General features: G+C 68.8%; 13 protein-coding genes and 1 pseudogene. 10 read left to right on the top strand and 4 right to left on the bottom strand.

Translation table 11 applies throughout. From position 1 onward, the window contains the following. Positions 1-2: 2 nt before the first annotated feature. Both OZ403_RS20240 and nhaA read right to left on the bottom strand, forming a co-directional pair. On the bottom strand, positions 3-1,694 hold the full coding sequence (locus OZ403_RS20240) for an ABC1 kinase family protein (protein ID WP_140792117.1): 1,692 nt from the start codon (positions 1,692-1,694) through the stop codon (positions 3-5). 20 nt (positions 1,695-1,714) lie between these two features. Beyond that, positions 1,715-3,064, bottom strand: a complete 1,350-nt coding sequence (nhaA, locus tag OZ403_RS20235; RefSeq protein WP_140796516.1) for a Na+/H+ antiporter NhaA — start codon at positions 3,062-3,064, stop codon at positions 1,715-1,717. Positions 3,065-3,273: 209 nt separating this feature from the next. Here nhaA and mutS point away from each other — a divergent pair. From mutS to mgtA, 3 genes and pseudogenes are all read left to right on the top strand, one after another. Further along, positions 3,274-5,983: pseudogene (gene mutS, locus OZ403_RS20230) on the top strand (DNA mismatch repair protein MutS). A gap of 729 nt (positions 5,984-6,712) precedes the next feature. Further along, positions 6,713-8,719 (top strand): amidohydrolase, encoded by a 2,007-nt coding sequence (locus tag OZ403_RS20225; protein WP_268781502.1) that lies wholly within the window; start codon positions 6,713-6,715, stop codon positions 8,717-8,719. Positions 8,720-8,918: 199 nt separating this feature from the next. After that, on the top strand, positions 8,919-12,374 hold the full coding sequence (mgtA, locus tag OZ403_RS20220; RefSeq protein WP_268781501.1) for a magnesium-translocating P-type ATPase: 3,456 nt from the start codon (positions 8,919-8,921) through the stop codon (positions 12,372-12,374). A gap of 61 nt (positions 12,375-12,435) precedes the next feature. On the opposite strand, the gene OZ403_RS20215 is transcribed toward mgtA, so the two are convergent. Both OZ403_RS20215 and OZ403_RS20210 read right to left on the bottom strand, forming a co-directional pair. Then, on the bottom strand, positions 12,436-13,029 hold the full coding sequence (locus OZ403_RS20215; RefSeq protein WP_268781500.1) for a DUF998 domain-containing protein: 594 nt from the start codon (positions 13,027-13,029) through the stop codon (positions 12,436-12,438). Between the two features lie 107 nt (positions 13,030-13,136). Next, positions 13,137-13,694, bottom strand: coding sequence for a sugar O-acetyltransferase (locus tag OZ403_RS20210; RefSeq protein ID WP_268781499.1), 558 nt, complete (start codon positions 13,692-13,694; stop codon positions 13,137-13,139). Positions 13,695-14,231: 537 nt separating this feature from the next. Between OZ403_RS20210 and OZ403_RS20205 the strand changes: the two genes are divergently transcribed. From OZ403_RS20205 to OZ403_RS20175, 7 genes are all read left to right on the top strand, one after another. Further along, positions 14,232-15,257, top strand: a complete 1,026-nt coding sequence (locus OZ403_RS20205) for a DUF3616 domain-containing protein (protein ID WP_268781498.1) — start codon at positions 14,232-14,234, stop codon at positions 15,255-15,257. Between the two features lie 49 nt (positions 15,258-15,306). After that, positions 15,307-16,071, top strand: coding sequence for a DUF3592 domain-containing protein (locus OZ403_RS20200; protein WP_268781497.1), 765 nt, complete (start codon positions 15,307-15,309; stop codon positions 16,069-16,071). Between the two features lie 85 nt (positions 16,072-16,156). Then, positions 16,157-17,905 (top strand): N-acetylmuramoyl-L-alanine amidase, encoded by a 1,749-nt coding sequence (locus tag OZ403_RS20195; RefSeq protein ID WP_268781496.1) that lies wholly within the window; start codon positions 16,157-16,159, stop codon positions 17,903-17,905. Positions 17,906-18,362: 457 nt separating this feature from the next. After that, a complete protein-coding gene (gene pru, locus OZ403_RS20190; RefSeq protein WP_268781495.1) occupies positions 18,363-18,899 on the top strand; it encodes a fruiting body development fimbrial-like coat protein PRU in 537 nt (178 codons plus the stop codon). Positions 18,900-18,915: 16 nt separating this feature from the next. Further along, positions 18,916-19,683 carry a fimbrial biogenesis chaperone gene (locus OZ403_RS20185; RefSeq protein WP_328285453.1) on the top strand — a complete coding sequence of 256 codons (768 nt, stop codon included), beginning with the start codon at positions 18,916-18,918 and terminating at the stop codon, positions 19,681-19,683. 70 nt (positions 19,684-19,753) lie between these two features. Next, positions 19,754-22,048: a fimbria/pilus outer membrane usher protein gene (locus OZ403_RS20180; RefSeq protein ID WP_268781493.1), complete on the top strand. Its 2,295-nt coding sequence runs from the start codon at positions 19,754-19,756 to the stop codon at positions 22,046-22,048. Then, the gene (locus OZ403_RS20175; protein WP_268781492.1) at positions 22,038-22,496 is read left to right on the top strand and encodes a Csu type fimbrial protein; all 459 of its coding nucleotides are present in this window, start codon (positions 22,038-22,040) and stop codon (positions 22,494-22,496) included. The genes OZ403_RS20180 and OZ403_RS20175 overlap by 11 nt, the downstream gene beginning before the upstream one ends. Positions 22,497-22,505: the final 9 nt, after the last annotated feature.

Here is a 22,505-nt window from a genome sequence, read left to right as displayed (position 1 = left end):
GGCTACTGGCGCTTGGGCTTCTTGAGGAAGCGGCTCAAGCGCACCTTGCCCAGGCCCCGGCCACCGAAGAGGTACCAGGTGATGGCCGCGCCGAAGAAGGCCGCCGCCACCGCGATGCCCACCACGCCGAGCACCGGTATGTTGCCGTACATCCACGGCTTGGGCGCGAAGGAGATGAACGCGCCCACGATGAAGCCGCACGCGCACAGGCCCATGAAGGCAATCACCGCCGCGCTGCGCAGGTTCTCGTTCAGCTTGTCGAACTGGTCCGCGCGCACCGTGACGGTGAACTTGCCGGACTCCATGTCCAGCAGGATCTGCGACAGCTGCGTGGGCAGGTCCTGCGCCATGGACTGGAAGCGCAGCAGCGTGCGCATCAGTCCGCCCTGGAGCTGCATCGGGTCATAGCGCCCGGCGAGCAGTTCCTTGGCGTACGGCAGCGCCACCTCGATGATGTTCATCTCCGGGTACAGGCTGCGCAGCATGCCCTCCGTGGACACGGAGGCCCGGCTGAGCAGCGCGTACTCCTTGGGGATGCGGATGCGGTACTTCACCGCCAGGTCCAGCAAGTCCCTCAGCAGCGAGCGCGTGTCCACCTGGCCCAGCGTGGTGGCCAGGTGCTGGCCGAGCAGCGCCTCGATGTCGTTGCGGAAGCCCACCAGGTTGGCGCGCGCGTCCGGCACACCCACGCGGTAGAGGATGCGCGCCACGGATTCGCTGTCCTTGAGCGCCACCGCCAGGCACAGCATGACCAGCGTCTCCTGCATGGGGCGCGACAGCCGGCCCACCACGCCGAAATCCAGCAACGCCAGCCGGTGGTCCTCCAGCAGCAGTAGGTTGCCCGGGTGTGGGTCGCCGTGGAACAGGCCGTCCTCGAAGAGCTGCCGGAAGGAGGCGTCCAGGATGTTCTGGGCAATGGCCTTGCGCTCGGGCTCGCTCAGCTCCGCGGGGTTGAGCTTCACGCCGCGGATGAACTCCATGGTCAGCACCGTGCGGCTGGACAGGCCGGAGTAGACGCGCGGAATCTTGAGGTAGGGCCGCTCGCGGTGGTTCTCCAGGAAGGCCCGGATGTTGGTGGCCTCGTTGATGAAGTCCAGCTCCTCGTGGATGGCCCGGTCGAACTCATCCACGATGCCGGTGGGCGTATACACGCCCGTCTCCTCCACCACGGCCTCCAGCAGGCGCGCCAGGCTGCGCAGCACGCCCAGGTCGGAGTCGATGCGCTCGGCGATGCCCGGCCGCTGCACCTTCACCACCACCTCTTCGCCCTCCAGCGTCACCGCGCGGTGCACCTGGGCGATGGACGCGGCGGCCAGCGGCGCCGGGTCGATGGTGGCGAAGAGGCTCTCCACGGTGGCGCCGAGCGAACCTTCAATCTGCTCGCGGACATCCTCCAGGGAGATGGGCTCCACGTGGTCCTGGAGCATGGCCAGCTCGTCGATGTACTCGGCGGGCAGCAGATCGGCGCGGGTGGACAGCACCTGGCCCAGCTTGACGAAGGTGGGGCCCAGGTCGTTGAGCAGCATGCGGAAGCGCCGCGCGGTGGAGGCGCGCTGGGCTTCCGGCGAGACTTCCACCTTCTCCTTGCGGCCGAGGATGCGCCACAGGCCCGCGCGCTCCGCCAGCTCGCCAAAGCCGTGGCGCGCCGCGATGACGGTGATTTGCCGCACGCGGTTGAGGTCTTGGAGAATCACGAGCGTTCCTGTCCTCTACGTTACGCCGGGACGGCCGGCTTCGCCACGAAGCGCAAGAGTGCGTAGCCCACCACCGCGGAAAGCAGCGAGCCCACCAGGATGCCCAGCTTGGCCTCCGTGAGCAGCTCCGGCTGGGTGGGGAAGGCCAGCCCCGCCACGAACAGGGCCACCGTGAAGCCAATGCCCGCCACCACCGCCACGCCGTGGATTTGCGGCAGCGTCGCACCGCCGGGCCGGTCCGCCACGCCCAGCTTCACCGAGCCCCAGGTGAACAGGAAGATGCCCACCTGCTTGCCCACGAAGAGGCCGGCGATGATGCCCAGCGGCAGCGGCCGGAGCAGGTCCGCCCAGCCCATGCCCTCCAGGGAGATGCCTGAGTTGGCCAGGGCGAAGAGGGGGACGATGCCGTACGCCACGGGCACGTGCCACAAGTGGACGAAGCGGTTGAGCGGCGGCTCCAGCTCCTCCAGGCGCTCCTCGAGGTAGAGAATCTGCGCGCCCCGCGTCGCCTCATCCATCGCCGTCAGGAGCGCCCGGTCTACGTAGAGGCGCAGCTCCTCCAGCACGTGGCGGCCCGGACGCAGGGGGCGTGCGGGCATGAACAGGCCCAGCACCACACCCGACAGCGTGGCGTGGATGCCGCCGTGGTGCATCGTGTACCAGAGCGCCGCGCCCGCCAGCGCGTACGCCACGCCGTTGCGCACCTGGAAGTGGTTGAGGCACGCCAGCACGGCGAGTACACCCAGCGCCCCCACGAGCCAGCTCGCGTGAAGCCCTGAGCCGTAGAACACGGCGATGACGAGGATGCCGCCGATGTCGTCGAAGATGGCCAGCGCCGTGAGGAACACGACCAACCCGTGGCTCACCCGCGTCCTGACCAACGTGAGGCAGCCAATGGAGAAGGCGATGTCGGTGGCCATGGGGATGGCCCAGCCCGCCTGCGCGGGCGTCCCCTGGTTGAAGGCGGCGTAGAGCGCGGCGGGGACAATCATGCCGCCCATCGCGGCGATGAGCGGCAGCACCGCGCGGGAGAAGGTGCGCAGCTCGCCCGAGCTCAGCTCGCGCTTGATTTCCATGCCGACGACGAAGAAGAACAGCGTCATCAGCCCGTCGTTGATGAGCTCGCGGACGGTGAAGCCCGCGTGGACGCCCGCCACCCCCACCGTCATGCGGGCGTCGAACACCGCGGAGTAGGTGGCGGCCCACGGCGAGTTGGCCCACGCCATGGCGGCCACCGCGCACAGGGCCAGCAGGATGCCGCTGGCCGCCTCCAGGCGGAAGAAGGCCTGGATGGGGGCCAGGGCCACGCGGAAGAGCGCGGGCACGGGAGGCCGGGGCCGGGCCTCTGAAGTAGGGGGCGTCTGCGCCATGCGGCGCGCACGATGCCCCGCGTCGTCGGGCATGGCACCCGTTTTCAGCGGTGGGGTGGGTGGAATGTCGGCGGTGGGTGGTAAGGGAACTCGGCGGGTAGGGCGCCGGTTCGTTGATCCAGGGGTGGGGCCATGAGAGAAGGGCAGGGATGGCCGTGACGCAGCAGGCGAAGGCAGGCAAGACAGCAGCGGTGGAGCTCCCCGGGGACATGACGCCCGAGGTGGGGCCGGTAAACGAGGGTGCGGGCGCCCGGGAGATTGCCTCCCTGACCCCCATGATGCGCCAGTACATGGAGGTGAAGGCGCTCCACCCGGACTCGCTGCTGTTCTTCCGGTTGGGTGACTTCTACGAGATGTTCTTCGAGGACGCGGTGAAGGCCTCGGAGATCCTCCAAATCACCCTCACCGCGAGGGCCAAGGGCGCGGACAAGGTGCCCATGTGCGGGGTGCCCTACCATGCCGCGCGGCGGTACATCGGCCGCCTCGTGTCCGAGGGCCTGAAGGTCGCCATCTGCGAACAGGTGGAGGAGCCGGGCAACGGGCCGGGCATCGTCCGCCGGGAAGTCACACGGGTGATCACCCCGGGCATGGTGCTGGACGAAGAGGTGCTGGAGCCTCAGGCCAGCAACTTCCTGGCCGCCGTGTCCTGGAACGACAAGGGCTGGGGCGCGGCGCTGCTGGAGGCGTCCACCGGCGAGTTCATGGCCCTGGAGGCCCCGGGCATCGCGGAGCTGGCGGAGTCGCTGTCGCGCGTGGAGCCCCGTGAGCTGCTGGTGCCGGACGGGAAGCGGGACGCGCCGGAGGTGGCGCAGCTGCTCGCCCGGATGGTGCGCACGCCAGCGGTGGCGGAGGGTGAGGCCGCGTCGTTTGAACCCACGCGTGCGGCGGGCTACCTGCGCAGTCACTTCGCGGTGCAGTCGCTGTCCGCCTTCGGGCTGGATGACGCGCCCCTGGCCGCGGGCGCCGCGGGCGCGGCGCTGCGCTACCTGAAGGACACTCAGAAGACGGCGGCGGCGCACGTGGACCGGCTGAGCCGGCAGGAGCGCGGCGGCAACCTCCTGATGGATGAGTCCTCCCGGGCCAACCTGGAGGTGCTGCGCTCGTTGCGGGACGGTGGGCGCAAGGGCTCGCTGCTGGGCGTGCTGGACAAGACGGTGACGAGCCTGGGCGCGCGCAAGCTGGCGCGCTGGCTTTCGTCTCCGCTGGGCTCGCTGCCGGAAATCCACGCGCGGCTGGACGCGGTGGAGGAGCTGTCCGGGCGCAGCGTGTGGCGCGAGGAGCTGGCAGGCATCCTCAAGGAAGTGGGGGACCTGGAGCGGCTGTGCGGCCGGCTGTCGCTGGGCGCGGGCAACGCCCGGGACTTGCGCGCGCTGGGCTTGTCGCTGGCGCAGCTTCCCCGGGTGGTGGCGGTGCTTGCGCGGTGTGAGTCCTCGCTGCTCAAGTCGCTCACGGGCCCCCTGTCCGCGTTGCCGGAGCTGGCGGAGCTGCTGTCGCGCGCCGTGGCGGACGAGCCGCCGGTGACGCTGAAGGACGGCGGCATGATTCGTGCCGGCTTCAACGCGGAGCTGGACAAGCTGGTGGCGCTGTCCACGTCCGGCAAGGACCTGCTGCTCCAGATCGAGCAGCGGGAGAAGGAGCGCACCGGCATCTCCTCGCTGAAGGTCCGCTACAACAAGGTCTTTGGTTACTACCTGGAGGTGACGAAGTCGAACCTCGACCGGGTGCCCAAGGACTACATCCGCAAGCAGACCACGGTGAACTCCGAGCGCTTCGTCACCCCGGAGCTGAAGGAGTACGAGGAGCAGGTCCTCACCGCCGAGGAGCGGCGGTGCGCGCTGGAGATTCAGCTCTTCGAGGAGCTGCGCACGCAGGTGGTGTCGGCGGCGCCGCGCATCCGGTCCGCCGCGGAGGCGGTGGCCACTGGGGACGCGCTGTTGTCCTTCGCGCGGTGCGCGGCGGAGTATGGCTACACGCGGCCGGAGGTGGACGCGTCCGTGGCGCTCAGCATCACCGCGGGGCGGCATCCGGTGGTGGAGCGCATGCTGGGGGCGAGCGATTCGTTCGTTCCCAACGACGTTCGCCTGGACCCGGCCGAGGACGCGCAGCTGATGGTGATTACCGGTCCGAACATGGCCGGCAAGAGCACGGTGATGCGGCAGGTGGCGCTGACGGCGTTGATGGCGCAGGCGGGCTCGTTCGTTCCGGCGAAGGCGGCGCGCATCGGTCTGTGCGATCGCATCTTCACGCGCGTGGGCGCGGCGGACAATCTGGCGCGCGGTCAGTCCACCTTCATGGTGGAGATGACGGAGACCAGCCACATCCTCCATCACGCCACGAACAAGAGCCTCATCATCCTGGATGAGATTGGCCGTGGCACGTCCACCTTCGACGGGCTCTCCATTGCCTGGGCGGTGGCGGAGCACCTGCACGACACTGGGGGCGCGCGCGCTGTTCGCCACGCACTACCACGAGCTGGTGGACCTGGCCCGCGAGCGGCCTCGGGTGAAGAACCTGTGCATCGCCGTGAAGGAGCAGAACGGCAAGGTCATCTTCCTGCGCAAACTGGTGCCGGGTGGGGCCAGCCGCTCCTATGGCATCGAGGTGGCGAAGCTGGCGGGTCTGCCGCCGGAAGTCGTCGGGCGCGCGCGCGAGCTGCTCCAAAATCTGGAGTCCGGTGAGCTGGATGACGCGGGCCGGCCCCGGGTGGCCGTGCGGCAGCCGCAGGGTGGACGGCGTGGGGCTTCGTCCGGGCAGCTGGGACTGTTCGGCGCGGAGCCGGCGCCCACGGCTCAGGGCTCGGCTGGGGTGACGCCCGCGCAGCAGAAGACGCTGGATGCGCTGAAGGGGGCGACCATTGACCGGATGACGCCCCTGGATGCGCTCAACCTGCTGGCGAAGCTTCAGCGCGAGCTGGAGTAGGAAGCAGCGCCGGGCCTCGCCTCGCCCGGTGCTCAGCCCAGAGGTACAGCCGCACCAACTGGACGCGGCGGGCCGCTTCCAGCGCGGCCCTTGGACCCGAGCCCCCGTGGACGACCGCCTCGATGCGGTTGTTCGTGGGCGAGAAGGGGCTTGCGGGCACGCATTTCGCGTTGGCCTCCAGCAGCGCCAGCTCAGGCCAGGCCTGCTGGATGAGGTGCGTGATGGGCGGTACGTAATTGACGTCCTCCTGGAAGGTATGTCGCGTCAGTTCATGCTCCACCCGCGAGTACCCACAGGAGTTGCCTCCGCGTGAGCGGGTGGCCGCTACGGCGGCCCCTTCGCGGGGCTGCGAGACGCTGCTGGGGGCGTTCCGGCGTTGCTGGATGAGCCGGTTCGACGCGACGGCGTCACAGCCGAACTCCAGGGCACTGAAGCGGATGTTCGGTGCGGATATCGGCGCCCCCTGGTCATTCGGCGGGCCTCTGGGGAGCAGCCCCTTTTCAGGTGTGGACGCGTCGGACGGCGCGCTGACACGTCAACGGCGGGTTTGTCATGTCAGCCGACGGACTGACGGGTGACTGCCCTGGGGCTGGCTGTCGCATTTGACGTGTCAGGAGCCGTGTTGACGTGTCGAATGAGGTTTTGACGTGTCTGGATTTAATGCCTTTGTGGTGTATGGATTTAATGGGGCTGCTGTGTATATTGTCGCACCCCTTGAAAAGGAACTCCATGGCTGGACCTCTGCGTCGAGATGTCTCATGTCTTTCCCGTGCATTCCCTCGCTACTCCGTGCTTGGGGCCGCACTCGCTTTCCTGTCGTCCTGTGCGGCGCCCGTCGAGCGCGGCCCTGCCAAGCCTGGCTCCACCTTGTTCCTGGGGAAGGTTGTCACCATGGACGACAAGGGGACCGTCGCCGAGGCCGTCCTGGTGGATGACCGGGGACAGATCCTGAAGGTCGGCAAGGCGTTCGATCTCCAGCAGGGGCTGTCCACGTCGGTGGAGGTGGTTCAGCTCGCGCCCGGACAAGTGCTGATGCCGGGCTTCTTCGACCCGCACATGCACTTCCTGCCCACGCTCATCCAGAGTGTGTTGGGCTCGCATGACCTGGCGCCCTGTCTGCCGCCTCCGTACCGGGTGGACCCGTCCGTGGACTGCAAGTCCCGCAGCGAGGTGCTGCGCGCGCTCTCCTCGATGAAGGTGGAGGATTCGAGTGCCATCGGGAGCGACGTCTTCGTCCTGGGCATGAACCTGGATCCGTCGAGGCAGACGTTCGACAACTCGACGGGGTGCGGGAAGGGCGGCCCTTCGACCTTCATGGCGCAGCCGAAGTTCTACCTCGACGCATGCGTGACCAAGGACCGGCCGGTGCTCATCCTGGACCAGTCGGGCCACCTGGCCTACGTGAACCAGAAGGCCTTCGAGGCCGTCTGTCCGAACGGAGTCGTCAAGGGCTGCAAGCCGCCCGACTCCGTTGGTCAGGGCGGGGGCGAGTGGGCCACGGATGCGTCTGGAAACTTCACGGGCCTGCTGCGGGAGTCGTCCGGCTACGCGCCGTTCATGAAGGCGATGCAGCAGAACCTGCCCCTGGCGCTGATGCACTCCGATCCGGTCAAGCTCGCGGAGCAGGGCGGCGCGGAGATCGATCGCGCCATCCTGGCGCTGCGTGACGCGGGCGTCACCACCATCGCGGATGGTGGTCTCCAGAGCGTGGCGCAGGTCAACGCCGTGAAGCGGTTCACCGAGCTGCCCGGGTTCCCCTTCCGAATCACGGGCGTCGTGGTCGCGGAGGCCGCGTCGGGTGCGAATCTCCAGCCGACGGCGCCCGCCTGTGAGCCGAAGGCGGGCAATGACTGTGCGCTGCCGAAGTGGCTGGGCGCTGGCGGCATCAAGATCTGGGTCGATGGCTCGACGCAGGGCTGCACCGCGAAGCTTGATTCGCCGTATCACTACCTGGAGGGTGGGCACTGCTCGGGTGAAGGCGAGGGCCGGGCGGACTACGACAACGCGCAGGCCATCGTGGACCATTTGAGCCCGCTCTGGAATCAGGGGACGTGGCGGTTCAATCTCCACGCCAACGGCAACGGGGCGAACACCTGGGCGCTGGATGCGTTGTCGCAGCTCCAGCAGGGGACGGAGAACCCCCACCGGGTCCTCCTCATCCACAACACGGTGGGCCAGCCCGCGCTCTCCAAGCGCATTGGTGACCTGCGCAAGGGAGCGGGCACCCTGGACAAGAAGTCGGTGCCCGCGCTCGACGTCCAGGTGACGCACCTCATCGGGCACGTGGCGTACTGGGGTCACGCGTTCGTGGGGATGCTGGGGCAGGAGACCGCGAACGAAATCGATCCCATCGCCTATGACCGTGAGAATGAGATTCCCTTCTCGTTCCACAGCGATTCGATGGTGACCCCGACGCGTCCCCTCTGGTTCGTGGAGCAGGCCGTCACGCGGCGCACCTGGTCCTATCCGGACTTCACGAGTGAGTACGTGCTGGGCGCCAAGCACGCGGCGACCGTCGAGGAGGCGCTGCGCGCCATCACGGTGGTGCCGGCCCGCCATCATGAGCTCGACACGTTGCTGGGCAGCATCGAGCCCGGCAAGGTGGCGGACTTCGTCGTGCTGGGCGCCAACCCGCTCGATTTCGATCCGGCCAAGGGCGGCGACCCCACGAAGATCAGCCAGATTCCGGTGATCCAGACGTACATCAACGGGCGGGCCACCAGCAGCCGTCACTGAGCGGTGTGGAGGGACAGCCCATCCGGCCCACCATGCGCGCGCTGCGAACCCTCGGCCACGGCTGGCGTGCCGTGGCGGACGGGGCCGCCATGCACATTCCATAGGAGACATGAGGGATGCTCCACCGGCCGCGCGAACTGTGCTTGGGCCCGCGCCGCGGGGGCCGCGCCGCTGGTTGCCGTGGCTCCTCGGGGGCACCTTGTTCGCGGGGGTCATCCTCGCCGCCCGCCACTTCGCGGAGGCCCGGGACTTCGCGCAGTTGACCGAGCGCGCCGAGCCCTGGTGGTTCGGGCTCGCCGTCCTGCTCCAGGTGGGAACCTACCTGGCCCAGGGGCAGGTGTTCAGGCTGGCCATCCGGGAGGGAGGGGGCGCGGTGCGGCTGGGCACCGCGAGCCAGTTGAGCCTCGCCAAGCTCTTCGTCGACCAGGCGCTCCCGTCCGCGGGGCTGAGCGGGACGGTCGTCCTGGCGAGTGGCCTGCGGCGGCGAGGCATCCCCCGGCCCACGGTCGCCGCGGCCGTCGTGGTCGACCTCGCCTCGTACTACGTCGCCTATGTGCTCGGCCTCGGGGGCGCGCTCGGAATCACCATCATACGAGGCGAGGTGACCCCGGTCATCCTGCTCGTCTCATGTGTCTTCTTGCTCTTCGCCGTCGGGCTCACGGTGTGGGTGCTGGCCCTCTCCGGGAGGGGCGCGCGACGTGTGCCCCGCTGGCTGGCGAGGCTGCGGCTGGTGCGCGCCGCGCTCGAGTTCATCCGGGACGCGGACCCCCGGCTGACGAGGAACCCCCGGCTGCTGCTGCGGACCAGCCTCTATCAACTGGTCATCGTCCTCTGTGACGCCATGACACTCTGGGTCCTCATCCGCTCGCTGGGGGCCTGGGGCTCGCCAGGAGGCGTGTTCGCGAGCTTCATGATTTCGAGCCTCTTTCGCACGCTGGGCATCATGCCCGGAGGGCTCGGGACGTTCGAGGCCGCGTCGGTCATCACCTTGCGCATGGTGGGGGTGCCCATCGCGGTCGCGCTCGCCGCGACGCTCCTGTTCCGAGGCCTCAGCTTCTGGCTTCCGATGCTGCCCGGGCTCTGGCTGTCACGACGCGAGCTGGGGCCTCCACGCGCGCCGCCGGGTGACGTGGTGGCTGGCGGCGCGTGGGCGGCCCAGCCATTGGCCGGATTGATGGCCCGGCTGGTGACGGCTGGGAAGGGACTCACCACGGAGGAGGCCCATCGGCGCTCCCCACCAGGAGGGAGGAACGCCCTGGCGCGTGGGCGCTCCGGGGTCTGCGTGCGCGGCGTGTTGCGCGCCCTGGCGAACCCGCTGGTCATCATCCTGCTCGTGGCGGGGACGGCCTCCGCGTATCTCGGAGAGGTGAGCGATGCCCTCATCATCGGAGGCATCGTGCTGCTCAGCGCGGGAATCAACGCCTGGCAGACCCTCCGTTCGGAGCAGGCCGTCAAGCACCTCCAGGCGAGCATCGCCCCCACGGCGACGGCCATGCGCGATGGCGCCTGGGTGGAGGTTCCCCGCCAGGACATCGTCGCGGGGGACCTCATCCATCTGTCCGCGGGAGACCTGGTGCCCGCGGACGCGCGGCTGGTGGAGGCGACGGACCTCCACGTCATGCAGTCCTCGCTGACGGGCGAGTCGCTGCCGGCGGAGAAGACGGCGACGCACGAGGCCCTCCCGGACACGGGACCGGACTCCGGCGCGCTCGTGTTCCTCGGGACGTCCGTCGTGAGCGGCACGGGCACGGCCCTGGTCTTCGCCGCGGGCCGGCGCACGGCCTATGGCGACATCGTGGAGCGGCTGGCGGCGCGGCCGGAGGAGACCGAGTTCGAGCGGGGCACGAAGCGCTTCGGGATGCTCATCCTGCAGACCGTCCTCTTCCTGGTGCTCTTCATCCTCGTGGTGAACGTGAGCCTGGGGCGCAACGCGCTGGAGTCGCTCCTGTTCTCGGTGGCGCTCGCCGTGGGACTCACCCCCGAGTTCCTGCCCATGATCACGACGGTGACGCTCGCCCAGGGGGCGCTCCGGATGTCGCGGGAAAAGGTCATCGTCAAGCACCTCGCTTCGATGCAGAACCTGGGCAGCGTGGACGTGCTCTGCAGCGACAAGACGGGCACGCTGACGGCGGGCACCATGTCGCTCGACGCGACGCTCGGCCCCTTCGGGCAGGCGGACGAACGGGCGCTCTTCCTGGGCGCCCTGAATTCACGCTTCGAGTCCGGCATCAAGAGTCCGCTTGATGCGGCCATCCTCGATCGCGCCGGCGCCGGAGGAGAGCGCTTCGAGAAGACGGATGAGATTCCGTTCGACTTCGAGCGGCGCCGCTTGTCCATCGTCGTGGCACGTGACGGAGCGCACCTGCTCATCACCAAGGGCGCGCCGGAGAGCGTGCTGCGCCTCTGCACGGTGTGCGAGGTGGAGGGGCGGGTCCAGCCCCTGGATGACAGCTCGGCGGAGCGCTGCCTGGAGGTCTTCCGGCGGTTGAGCGAGCGAGGCTTCCGCGTCCTCGCCGTGGCCTACCGGCGCGTCTCCAGGCCACGAGGCTTCAACGTGGGGGACGAGCGGGACTTCATCTTCGCGGGGTACCTGACGTTCGCCGACCACCTGCTCGAAGGCGCGGCGGAGTCCATGGCGGCGCTGGGGCGCGACGGCGTCTCAGTGAAGATCCTCACCGGGGACAACGCGCTCGTGACGCGTCACATCTGCGCGCAGGTGGGGATGCCGGCGGGCCGCATCGTTCTGGGCAGTGAGCTCGAGCGCATGGATGACGGCGCACTCGCCCATGTCGCGGAGCAGGCCCAGGTGTTCGCCCGCGTCTCGCCCGCGCAGAAGCACCGCGTCATCCGGGCGCTCCGGTCCCGGGGGCACGTCGTCGGCTTCCTCGGCGACGGCATCAATGACGCCCCTTCGTTGCACGGCGCGGATGTCGGCATCTCCGTGTCGGGGGCGGTCGACGTCGCGCGCGAGGCCGCCGACATCGTCCTGCTGGAGCGCAACCTCGCCGTGCTCCATGGCGCCATCCTCGCTGGCAGGCGCGCGTTCGGGAACGTCTTCAAGTACCTGCTCATGGGGACCAGCTCGAACTTCGGCAACATGTTCAGCATGGCGGGCGCGGCCCTGTTCCTTCCATTCCTACCGATGCTTCCGACGCAGATCCTGCTGAACAACCTGCTCTACGACGTCGCCCAGCTCACCATCCCCACGGACAACGTGGACCCGGCCTTCGTGGCCCGTCCGCAGCGGTGGGACATCTCGCTGATCCGTCGGTTCATGGTGCTGATTGGGCCGGTGAGCTCGGCCTTCGACTTCCTCACCTTCGGTGTCCTGCTGTGGGGGTTTCACTTCGGGCAGTCGGCGTTCCAGACGGGGTGGTTCATCGAATCGCTAGCGACCCAGGTGCTGGTGGTGTTCGTGATTCGCACCATGGGCCGGCCTTGGAAGAACCGGCCGAGCGCCGCGCTCATCGTCACCGCGGTGGCCGTGGTCATCATCGGGGGCGTGCTCCCGTACACTCCCGCGGCGGCGCTGCTCGGCATGGTGCCCTTGCCTCCGGCCTACCTCCTCTTCGTCGGACTCGTGGTGCCCACCTATCTCACCCTGGTCGAACTGCTGAAGGGGCGGCTCCTGCGGCACGTCCTCCCCGCGCGCTGAACGCGGCGGCGCGGGCGAGCGCTCCAGGCGTGCCGCCGAGGATGCGGCGTTGTGGCGTGGCTCAGGAGCCCAGCACCAGCCACACGCCCACCAGCACCATCCAGCCGAACACCGCCGCCTCGATGACGCGTTGGGTCAGTCCACGCACCGGCGATTCAAACGACAGCACGAAGATGCCTGCAAGGACCCCCTTGCCCAGGGTGGACGTGACGATGGCAAGAGCGGACAACCGCGACACGTCTTCGAAGGCGCGCCCGAGCTCAATCAACCCAGCCCCCGCGCCGAAGTAGCCGATGGCGGCAACGAGGTTGTGAACCTGGTTCCGCCAGGTCCCCCAGAACGGCGCTCCGGCGTCACATGGAAACACCGCGGCGCCGACGTAGCTCACGCCCAGGAGGGAGAGTAGCACGAGGCCCGTGCTGGCATCCTCCGGCAACTGCCCCCCGAGCAACGCCATGAAGCCCCAGACCGCGAGCCCCAGGGGCGCGAAGGCGAGCCAGGCCACTCGGGTCGCATCGGGGGCCCCGGTCTCCCCCAGCTCACTGAGGGTGTTCCGCAGGTGGCTGTAGCCGGGGCGCCGCCGCGCGAACCACCACGGCGGCACGGCGGCCAGCAGTCCGGTGGACACCGCCACGACGAAAACCCAGAGGCTCATTCTCCTCCCAGTAAGCGTGAGGCCCCCAGGGCGAAAGCAGGCCCCGCGTGGAAGAGGGGCGGCACTCATCCCGCCTCAGCGTCGCATCGTGCCACCGGGGGCGGCGGCTACTCCGTAATCTCGCGGATGACACGACAGGGGTTCCCGGCGGCTAACACGCCGTCAGGGACGTCCCTGGTCACGACGCTGCCAGCACCAATGACCGCGCGCGCGCCGATTCGAATGCCCGGCAGGATGAGCGCTCCGCCTCCCACCCAGACATCCGAGCCGATTGTGACGGGCTTGCCGTATTCCTCCTTCCGCCGCAGCTCCGCGTTGAACGGGTGCATGGGCGTGTAGATCTGCACCCCGGGCCCGAAGAGCGTGTAGTTGCCGATGCTCACCTTGCACACGTCCAACACGACGCAGTTGAAGTTGAAGAACACGCGCTCCCCCAGCTCGATGTTCGAGCCGTAGTCACAGAAGAAGGGAGGCTGCATCCACACCGTTTCGCCGCCTGCGCCGACCAGCTCTCGGAGGATGCGCCGCCGCTCCTCCCGATCGCCTTCTCGGGTGGCATTGAGCGATTGGCAGAGGTCCCGCGCACGAATACGGGCCGCCACCAGCTCCGCGTCAAACGGGTCGTAAAGCTCCCCATCCAGCATCTTCTGTCGCTCGCTCTTCATGGGTGCTCCTCCTTGACGGGTGCTCTTCGGCAGGGCGGCGCATCTCAGCCCCTCTGTCCGGTTGCGTCACCTGCTCCCGACGCAGAACGTCCACATCTGTCAGGTCGAACTCACGAGGGCTGCCTTGTCTGGATTGGCGCTCCTGATGTCTTTAATTGCACGTCGGAACTGGCGAGGCCTTCCCACAATGCCAGAGGATGGTGTCTCGTCCGCGTGTTTCCTCACCAAGGAGGCATGATGGGCAAAGGCAACGGAAGCGGCGGTCAGGGTTCCGGTGGTGGCAAGGGCAATGGTGGAGGGCAGGGGGGCGGAGGTTCGGGCAAGGGTGGAGGCGGCGGAGGCGGCGGCGGTAATGGCAGGCCGGCCAATGCTCCGAGCACGACCGGGAACCCCTCTGGCGGAGGTCGCGGAAACAACCCTCCCAAGAAGTGAAGGCCCAGGACGGTGCTGGCCGGTCCCACAGTCCCGGTGTCGCCCAGCGCACAGTCGGCGTCACGCCACTCCCCGCATGCGCTGACCGTGGCCAAGAGTGGGGCCATGAGGCTGCTGCCTGTCTGCATGGGAGTCCTGGTCTGGGGGTGTTCGGCGCACAGCGTGGGGGAACGGCCCGACGCCGTAGCCGCCGCGTCCATGGATGGCCGCGACGTGCTGCGCTTCGAGGGCATGTGTGACGCCTCCGGCGCGGTGTCGCTCGGCGGCGACCTGTTCGTCGTGGGCGACGACGAGGACAACATCCTCCGTGTCTATGACGCGCGCCGGGGCGGTCCGCCGGTGCAGAGCGTGGACCTGTCCCCGCACCTGGAGCTGCCCGCGGCGAAGAAGAAGGCCCCGGAGGCGGACATCGAGGCGGCCACCGGGCTGGGCTCGCTGTCATTCTGGCTGACGTCGCACGGCCGCAACAGCTCTGGGAAGAAGGCGCCCAGCCGGCTGCGCTTCTTCGCCACTGAGGAGACGGACGCGGTGCCCCGCTTGGTGGGGCGGCCGTACACGCAGCTCCTGGATGACATGCTCGCGGCGCCGCAGCTGGCGCGCTTCGGGCTGGACGGCGCGGAGACGAAGGCGCCCAAGGCCCCGGGCGGGCTCAACATCGAGGGCATGACGGCCATGCCGGATGGGCGCTCCATCCTCGTGGGCTTCCGCAGCCCCGTGCCCGACGGCAAGGCGCTGCTGGTACCGCTGCTCAATCCGGTGTCGTTGGTGGAGGAGGAGGGCGCTCGGGCCCAGCTGGGCGAGCCCGTTCAACTGGACCTGGGCGGCCTGGGCATCCGTTCGCTGTCCTGGTGGCGAGGCCGCTACCTCATCATCAGCGGTGGCATGGCGGGAGAGGGCACCTCGCGCCTGTTCACCTGGCGCGGCGGTGAGGATGCTCCGGTCGCCGTGGAATCGGTGGACCTGGCGGGCCTGAACCCGGAGGCCTTCTTCACGCCGGAGGACGCCGAGGAGATCCTGCTGCTCAGCGACGACGGCACCGCGCCGGTGGACGGCGTCGAGTGCAAGCGACTGAAGGACGCGGCGCGCAAGCGCTTCCGGGGCGTCTGGGTTCGGCTGCCGGAATCGCCGTGAGGCGGCGTGTGCGTCCGTCCGCCGCGCTTGGGGTAGGCTGCGCGGCCATATGCAGCTGGCCATTCCGCATGCCCCCCGAAAGGTCCGACTGACGCAGGTGCCCGGCGCCGTGGGGCGCGTGGTGCGAGGCGTCCTCCTGGGATTGGTGGCGGTAGCGGTCCTGGGCACCGGTGCCGGCTGGGCCGGACGCTACTTCGTCGAGGAGCAGGGCTTCACCGCCCGTGCGGAGGAAGTGGAGGGGCTGGTGGTGGCCTCCCGCCTGCCGCCCCCGGACGCCCGGGATGGCGGGGAAGCCGCCCTGGAGGTGCTCTACACCTTCGCGGAGGCGGAGCACTCCGTGTCCGGCATCCGGACCTTCGCCGAGTACGCCGAGGGACTGGGGCGGGGCGCCCGGGTGACGTTGCTGGTGGACCCCGCCATGCCGGACCGGCCGCGCGAGGCTGGCTTCGCTCGCTCCCGGGCGCTGCGCGTGGGGCTGCTCCCCTGGGGCATCGGCCTGGGCGTGCTCGTGGCCGTGGGGTACTTCGCGTGGGAGATGCGGCGGCTGTGGCGCTCCGAGGTGGAGCCGCTGCGGCTGGGCGCGCTGGTGTGGCTGACGCCGGACGGGCCCCTGCCGGAGACTCGGGGCGAGGTGTCCTTTCCGGCCCACTATTTCCGGCAGGACGTGAAACACGCGGTTCGCGCGCGGGTCCGGCCGGGGCGGGCGCCCGTGCGCAACGGGGAGAAGGTGCTGGCGGCGGTGGTGCCCCGGCAGCCTGGGTGGGCGCGCGTCATCGACCAGGACCTCGCGGGCGTGCTGGGGTGGCTGCGCTGACACAGATGGTGGGGGCCGAAAATTTGCCGGGGGGGTGGGGCTGTGTGACACACGCCTGTAGCTCGCACCTACCCGGAGGAACCCCATGCACTCGCGCCTCGTCATCGTGCTGCCCGTGCTACTGCTGCTCGTCCCGAGCGCGGTGGGGGCCGCCAAGCGAGACGAGGCCGAGGAGGCCTACCAGGGTGCTCGCAAGATCTACTACGCGCTGAAGGACGACGCGGCCCGGCGCAAGCTGCGCCATCACTGGCTGAACGTGGTGACGCGCTTCGAATCCGTGGCCGCTCGCTTCCCGAAGTCGGGCCGCGCGCCGGATGCCCTGTTCACCGCGGCGGAGATGCTCCAGGAACTGAGCCGCATCTCCTTCGTGGAGGACGACCTCAAGGCCGCCATCACCGACTACACCAAGTTGCTGGAGGGCTACCCGAAGCACCGGCTGTCGGATGACGGGGCGCTGGCGCTCGCGAAGATTCACGTCCACCGGCTGGACCAGCCGGAGTCCGCGCGCAAGGTCCTGACGGAGACGCTGGCCGTCAACGGCAAGGGTGACCGTGCGCGGGAGATGCGGGAGCTGCTGGCCTCGCTGCCGTCGCCCAAGGCCCCGCCGCCGCCGCCTCGCAAGGCCGCGCCTGTCGTGGCCAAGGTTGATTCCTCCGCGTCGGGCAAGACGGGCACCGCTGGCAAGGCGGTCACCGTGGCTGATTCCGGCAAGAGCTCCGCGTCGAGCAAGGCCGTCACCTCGACCGACACGTCCTCGGCCGATACCTCCAGCGCGGGCGACAGCGACACGTCCAAGGCTGTTGCCTCCGCCGACACGTCCAAGGACGCGCAGCCGGAGCCGGCCGTGGAGGCCTCGGTGCCCGCGGAGCGGCCTGCGTCCAGCCTGGTGGCCGCCATCGAGAAGATGGCGCGCGAGCCGTCGCCCAGGATTCCGCAGAAGGAGCCGAGCGCGCCCGTGAAGGCGGACACGCGCGAAGGCAGCCTGGACGCGGCCGTCGCCGCAGCCATGGCCTCGAAGCCCGCTGCCGCGGAGCCCCCGCATCCCATCACCCGTCCGGTGGACGACAAGGTGGCGCAGGCCCGGCTGAAGGCCGTGGCCAAGCAGTCGCGCAGCATGGAGCTGACGCTGGCGGAGCAGCTCGGCCTGAAGGTGCGGCGCGTGGTCATCGACCCCGGCCACGGCGGCCACGACACGGGCGCCATCGGCAAGGGGGGGACGCGCGAGAAGGACGTGGCGTTGTCCATCTCCCTCAAGCTGGCGGAGGAGCTGCGCGAGAAGGGCCTGGAGGTGGTGCTCACCCGCGACGATGACCGGTTCATCCGCCTGGAGGACCGCGCCAAGTACGCCAACGCCGAGCACGGCGACCTGTTCATCTCCATCCACTGCAACGCCGCGGAGAAGCGCACGCTGCGCGGCATCGAGACGTACACCCTCAACACGTCGGCGGACCGCTACTCCATCCGTCTGGCCGCGCGGGAGAACGCGTCCTCGGAGAAGGGCATCAGCGACCTCCAGTTCATCCTGGCCGACCTGGCCACGAAGGCGAACACCGAGGAGTCTTCGCGGCTCGCCAGCCACGTGCAGCGCAGCCTCGTGGGGGACCTCTCCCGCAAGTACAAGGGCATCCGTGACCTGGGCCACAAGGAAGCGCTCTTCTATGTGTTGTTGGGCGTGAAGATGCCGGCCATTCTGGTGGAGACGTCGTTCCTCTCAAACCCAGACGAAGAGGCACGTCTCAAGTCCAATGTCTACCAGACCGAGGTCGCCAAGGCGATTGCCCATGGCGTGGAGGAGTTCCTCGGAGACCGTCGCCGCGTGGCGAAGGTGGACTGAGCGCGTCCGGCGCTTCGCCAGCAGTGGGTAGCAAGGACGGACGCGCTAGGCAGTTCAGTTCCGTTCGGCTGAGCAACGCGCGTGTCACCGGGTAGACGCCGCCGGACACCCTCGCGCTTCTCGTTCCAGGGGTGGGAAGAGTTTTGCCCAACGTGGGGAATGAACTTACGTCCACTGGGCACATCCCGTCACACGATGCCACATGCCAAGGACCTGGTGCGGGCCGCGAAGCCTGTCCGTCCCTCCCTGAAGGGCTCCCCCCAGGGACATGTGTGCGTTTCGCTGTAAAAACAAACAAGAGAACATTTCCACGTATTGCCTGGAAGCGCACGCGAGGCATTGGTGCGACATGCGCTGAAGGGAGGGGTACGCCGGGCCGCTCAGCGGTCGGCGAGCGGGTTGCAATGCCCTGACGCAGCCGGAATCAACCGGCCGCTCGATGGAGCACGCAACTCAAATGAACGCAATCAAGACTGCCGTTGCCGCTGTCACCGCCGCCGCGTCTCTCGTCGCCTTCTCGCCCGCTGAGGCCGCCACCGCCACCGCCAACCTGAACGTCACCGCCAACGTCGGTGGCTCTTGCAGCATCGGCGCTGGCGGCGGCGGCACGCTGAACTTCGGCACGTACGATCCCATCATCGTCAACTCCGCGCTGGGCATCGACCTGTTCGGCACGGGCACGCTAAGCGTGCAGTGCACCCTGCTCGGCACCGCGGTCATCACCCTGGGCCAGGGCCTGCACCCGTCCGCGGGCTCGACGGACGCGGCCCCGCTGCGCCGGATGCGCAACACGGCGTCGGCTGACTACCTCGCGTACAGCCTGTACCAGGACGTCACCCGCCTCATCGTGTGGGGTAACACCGCTGGCACGGGCCTCCCGTTCCTGGGCACGGGCCTGCCCGTCCCCGTGCTGGTCTACGGCACGGTTCCGCGCGGCCAGAACGTTCCCTCCGGCACGTACAACGACACCGTCGTCGCCACCATCACCTTCTGATTCGGGGCGATAACACATGCGTAACCGTCTTCTGTCTTGGACCGGCGGCCTGATGTGTTCGGCTGCCTTGGAATGGATTGCCATGGGGACCGCGAGCGCGGCTGAGCTCGATGTCAGTCCGGTTCGGCTTGAATTGGATTCAAGCGCCCGTGGCGTGGTGATGAACGTGAGGAACAAGAGCAGCGAAACCACACGCTTCCAAGCCTCTGTCTATTCCTGGGTTCAGGACGAAGAAGGGCGCATGTCGCTCGCGCCGACTCAGGATTTGTTCTTCTTCCCGTCCATGTTGACGTTGGAGCCCGGGGAGTCCCGCCCCATCCGGGTGGGGAGCTCCTCGGCTCCACAGGATAACGAACGCTCCTTCCGAATCGTCGTGGAGGAGCTTCCTCCGCTGCAACCGTCCACCCAGTCAACTGGGTTGAATGTCCTCACCCGAGTCTCAGTGCCTGTCTTTGTCGCACCCAAGAAGAAGACCGTTCAAGGCCAGATCGCGGAAGCCGTGCTGCGCGAGTCGAAGTTCCATGTCCGGGTGCGGAACCCGGGCACGGTGAACTTCTTCATCCGGAACCTTCGGGTGCGGGGGCTCGACGCGAAGGGCAAGCGGCTGGTCGAGAAAGAGGAGCCCGGCTGGTACGTCCTGGCGGGCGACGCGCAGGTGTATGCCATGGAGATCGCTGGCAAGGCCTGCCGCAAGGTCCGCACGGTGGAAGTGGAGATGGAGACCGACCAGGGCGTGATCCGTCAGACCTCCCCCGTGGATTCTCCCGCTCCCTGCGCTCGCTGACCGACGCACCATGCCCCCCTCCCGACTTGCAGTAACCCGTGCGCCCTCATGCACGGTGCTGGCGTTGTCCTTGTCGTTGGGGGCCCTGTCAGCGGCCGCGCAAGACCCCGTGGCCGCCAACCCCTCCGCGCCGCCGATGCCCATCGTCGCGGACTTCACCCTGAACGGCGTGCCCCGCGGCGCCACCTTCCCCATGCTGCGCGGCAGCGACGTGCTGCTCCCCGCGGCCACGCTCGAGGCCCATGGCGTGGACCTGGTGGCGCTCGGGGGCCGCCTGGAAGTCATCGAAGGAAAGACTTACATCTCCGCGCGGTCCCTGGAGCCCGAAGGGCGCTGCACCCTGAACGAGCGGACCGTCAGCCTGTCGTGCGAGCTGCCCGCGTCCGTCTTCGACCAGACGCGCATCAACCTGGGGCCGCAGGCGCCGTCGGACTACGCCGTCCGCGGCAGTCCCAGCGGCTTCATCAACTACGCGGCCCACGCCCGCAACACCTCGCTGACCTTCTTTGGAGAGGCCGGCGCGTCGGTGGGGCGGGGCCTGTTGACGACGCAGGCCAGGTGGCGGCCCGGCTCCGTGCCCCTGCGGGGGCTCACGCAGCTGTCGCTGGACTTCCCCAAGAACATGGTGCGCGCCATCGCGGGTGAGTCCACGGGATTTGGCGGCGTGCTGGGCGGCGGCGCGGTGGTGGCCGGCTTCCACGTCATGCGCACCTTCGAGCTGAATCCGTACTTCGTGCGCAACCCGATGCAGGACTTCGCGGGCGACGTCGCCACGCCGTCCACGTTGGAGGTCTACGTCAACAACCACCTGGTGAAGCGCACCGAGCTCCCGCCCGGTCCCTTCCGGCTGGAGAACCTCACGGTGCCCCGGGGCGAGGGCAACACGCGCTACGTCATCCGGGACGCGTTCGGCCGGGCGAGCGAGGTGAACACGTCCTACTATCTCAGCGGGCAGCAGCTCTCTCCGGGAGTGGTCGACTACCGACTCTCCGCGGGCATCGAGCGGGAGTCCGTCAATCTCTACAACTTCGCCTTCGGCCGGCCCATGCTCCTGGGCAACTTCCGCATGGGCCTCACATCGTGGCTGACGCCGGGCCTGCGGCTGGAGCTGGCGCCCAACGTCGTCAGCACCGGCGCCATGCAGCTCATCCAGCTGCCTTTCGGCGAATTGGAGCTGTCACAGGCCATCAGCCGCAGCGAGCGGCGAACGGGGCTGGCGGCGGGCGTCGTGTACGCGCTCCAGCGCCGCTGGGTGGGGGGCTCCGTCTTCGGACGGGGCATGAACGAGTCCTACACACACACCAGCCTCGAGCTGGATGACGACCACCCCACCGTGGAGACGGGCGGCTCACTGTTCCTGGCGCTGGGGGAGAGTGTCAGCGTGGGCGGGCAGGCGATGCTGTCACGCTACCAGCGAGACGGGTGGACGACGTGGCTGGGCGCCACCACCTCCGCGCGGCTGACCGACTGGTCGACGTTGTCCTTCTCCGCCAACCGCAGCAATTCCGAGCGAGGCGGCTCCGCCGTCGAGGGGATGGTGTACCTGAACGCCATCTTCGATTCCCGCACCACGGGCACCGTGGGACACTCCCAGGCGCTGCGCGGGGAAGGCACCACGTCGGTGGACATCGCCCGCTCGGTGCCCATGGAGGGCGGCCTGGGCTACCAGGTGCAGGGCCGGGTGGGGGCGGTGGACCAGGCGATGGCGCGCGCCGACTTCGACTCCAACGTGGGCCGCGTCAGCGCGGGCGCGGAGTGGTTCGAAGGACGGATGGCGGGCATGGCCGAGGTCGCCGGCGGCCTGGTGCTGATTGGCGGGCGCGTGCGTCCCACGCGCGCGGTGGACCAGGGCTACGCGCTGGTTCGCGTGAAGGGCGTGGAAGGCGTGGGCGTGCGGCTCAACAACCACGAAATCGGGCGCACGGACTCCAGCGGCGAGCTGGTGGTGACGCGGCTCCAGGCCTACAACGCCAACCGGCTCTCGCTGGCGGACCATCAGGTGCCGCTGGACGTCTACATCCCCTCCACGGAGCAGGTGGTGGCCACGTACCAGCGAGGCGGCGTGGTGCTGGACTTCAAGACGCAGACGATCCGCGCCTATCGGGGCAAGGTGACCATCGACTCGGCGGAGGATACGCGCTGGCTGTCCTACGGTGAGATTCGCGCCGAGAAGGACGGAGAGAAGTGGAGTTCACCCATCGGGTGGAATGGTGAGTTCGAACTGGTGGGCCTGCCCGAAGGGCGTCTGCCGGCGACAGTCGTCTACCCCAAGGGCCGTTGCGCGACCTCGCTGGAAGTTCCATCCCTCGAGGGCAAGGTCATTGACCTGGGAACCGTGAGGTGTGTCCATGACGATGCGAAATAGGGCGGCCGCGTTCATCGCGGCGGGCGTATGCGGACTGCTGCCCGGATGGGCGGGCGCCGTCTGCCAGATTCGCGGCACGGTGGGGGTGAGCTTCGGCACCTACCTCACCACCGACCTGCTCCCCCGGGACTCGGCCGGGAGCATCACCTACCGGTGTGAGGGGCAGGTCACCCCGATCACCATCGACTTCAGCGCCGGTGGCTCGGGCGACTACCAGGCCCGCAGCATGGCGGGGCCGGGCGCTCCCCGCCTGCAGTACAACCTCTACCTGGATGCGACGCGCCTCATCATCTGGGGCAACGGCGCGGGCGGTACGGGTCGCTACGGGCCCGTCCTTCCCGTGTACGGAGTGGAGGTGACGGTGCCCATCTTCGGGCGCATCCCGGCCGTGCAGACCATCCCCGCGGGTGCCTACTCAGACACCCTGGTGATGACGGTGACCTTCTGAGGGCCCAGG

The sequence above is a fragment of the Myxococcus sp. NMCA1 genome (assembly GCF_026810205.1).
In the GTDB taxonomy this organism is placed as follows: domain Bacteria; phylum Myxococcota; class Myxococcia; order Myxococcales; family Myxococcaceae; genus Myxococcus; species Myxococcus xanthus_A.
Note: the sequence above shows the minus strand (reverse complement) of the source record. Positions and strands in the feature narration are given on the sequence as shown.

Bases quoted from the DNA above. Each gene is read 5' to 3' on its own strand.
- OZ403_RS20175 (WP_268781492.1), top strand. From the start codon at position 22,038: ATGCGAAATAGGGCGGCCGCGTTCATCGCGGCGGGCGTATGCGGACTG.
- OZ403_RS20205 (WP_268781498.1), top strand. From the start codon at position 14,232: ATGAGGCTGCTGCCTGTCTGCATGGGAGTCCTGGTCTGGGGGTGTTCG.
- nhaA (WP_140796516.1), bottom strand. From the start codon at position 3,064: ATGGCGCAGACGCCCCCTACTTCAGAGGCCCGGCCCCGGCCTCCCGTG.
- OZ403_RS20215 (WP_268781500.1), bottom strand. From the start codon at position 13,029: ATGAGCCTCTGGGTTTTCGTCGTGGCGGTGTCCACCGGACTGCTGGCC.
- pru (WP_268781495.1), top strand. From the start codon at position 18,363: ATGAACGCAATCAAGACTGCCGTTGCCGCTGTCACCGCCGCCGCGTCT.
- OZ403_RS20195 (WP_268781496.1), top strand. From the start codon at position 16,157: ATGCACTCGCGCCTCGTCATCGTGCTGCCCGTGCTACTGCTGCTCGTC.
- OZ403_RS20210 (WP_268781499.1), bottom strand. From the start codon at position 13,694: ATGAAGAGCGAGCGACAGAAGATGCTGGATGGGGAGCTTTACGACCCG.
- OZ403_RS20225 (WP_268781502.1), top strand. From the start codon at position 6,713: ATGGCTGGACCTCTGCGTCGAGATGTCTCATGTCTTTCCCGTGCATTC.
- OZ403_RS20200 (WP_268781497.1), top strand. From the start codon at position 15,307: ATGCAGCTGGCCATTCCGCATGCCCCCCGAAAGGTCCGACTGACGCAG.
- OZ403_RS20185 (WP_328285453.1), top strand. From the start codon at position 18,916: ATGCGTAACCGTCTTCTGTCTTGGACCGGCGGCCTGATGTGTTCGGCT.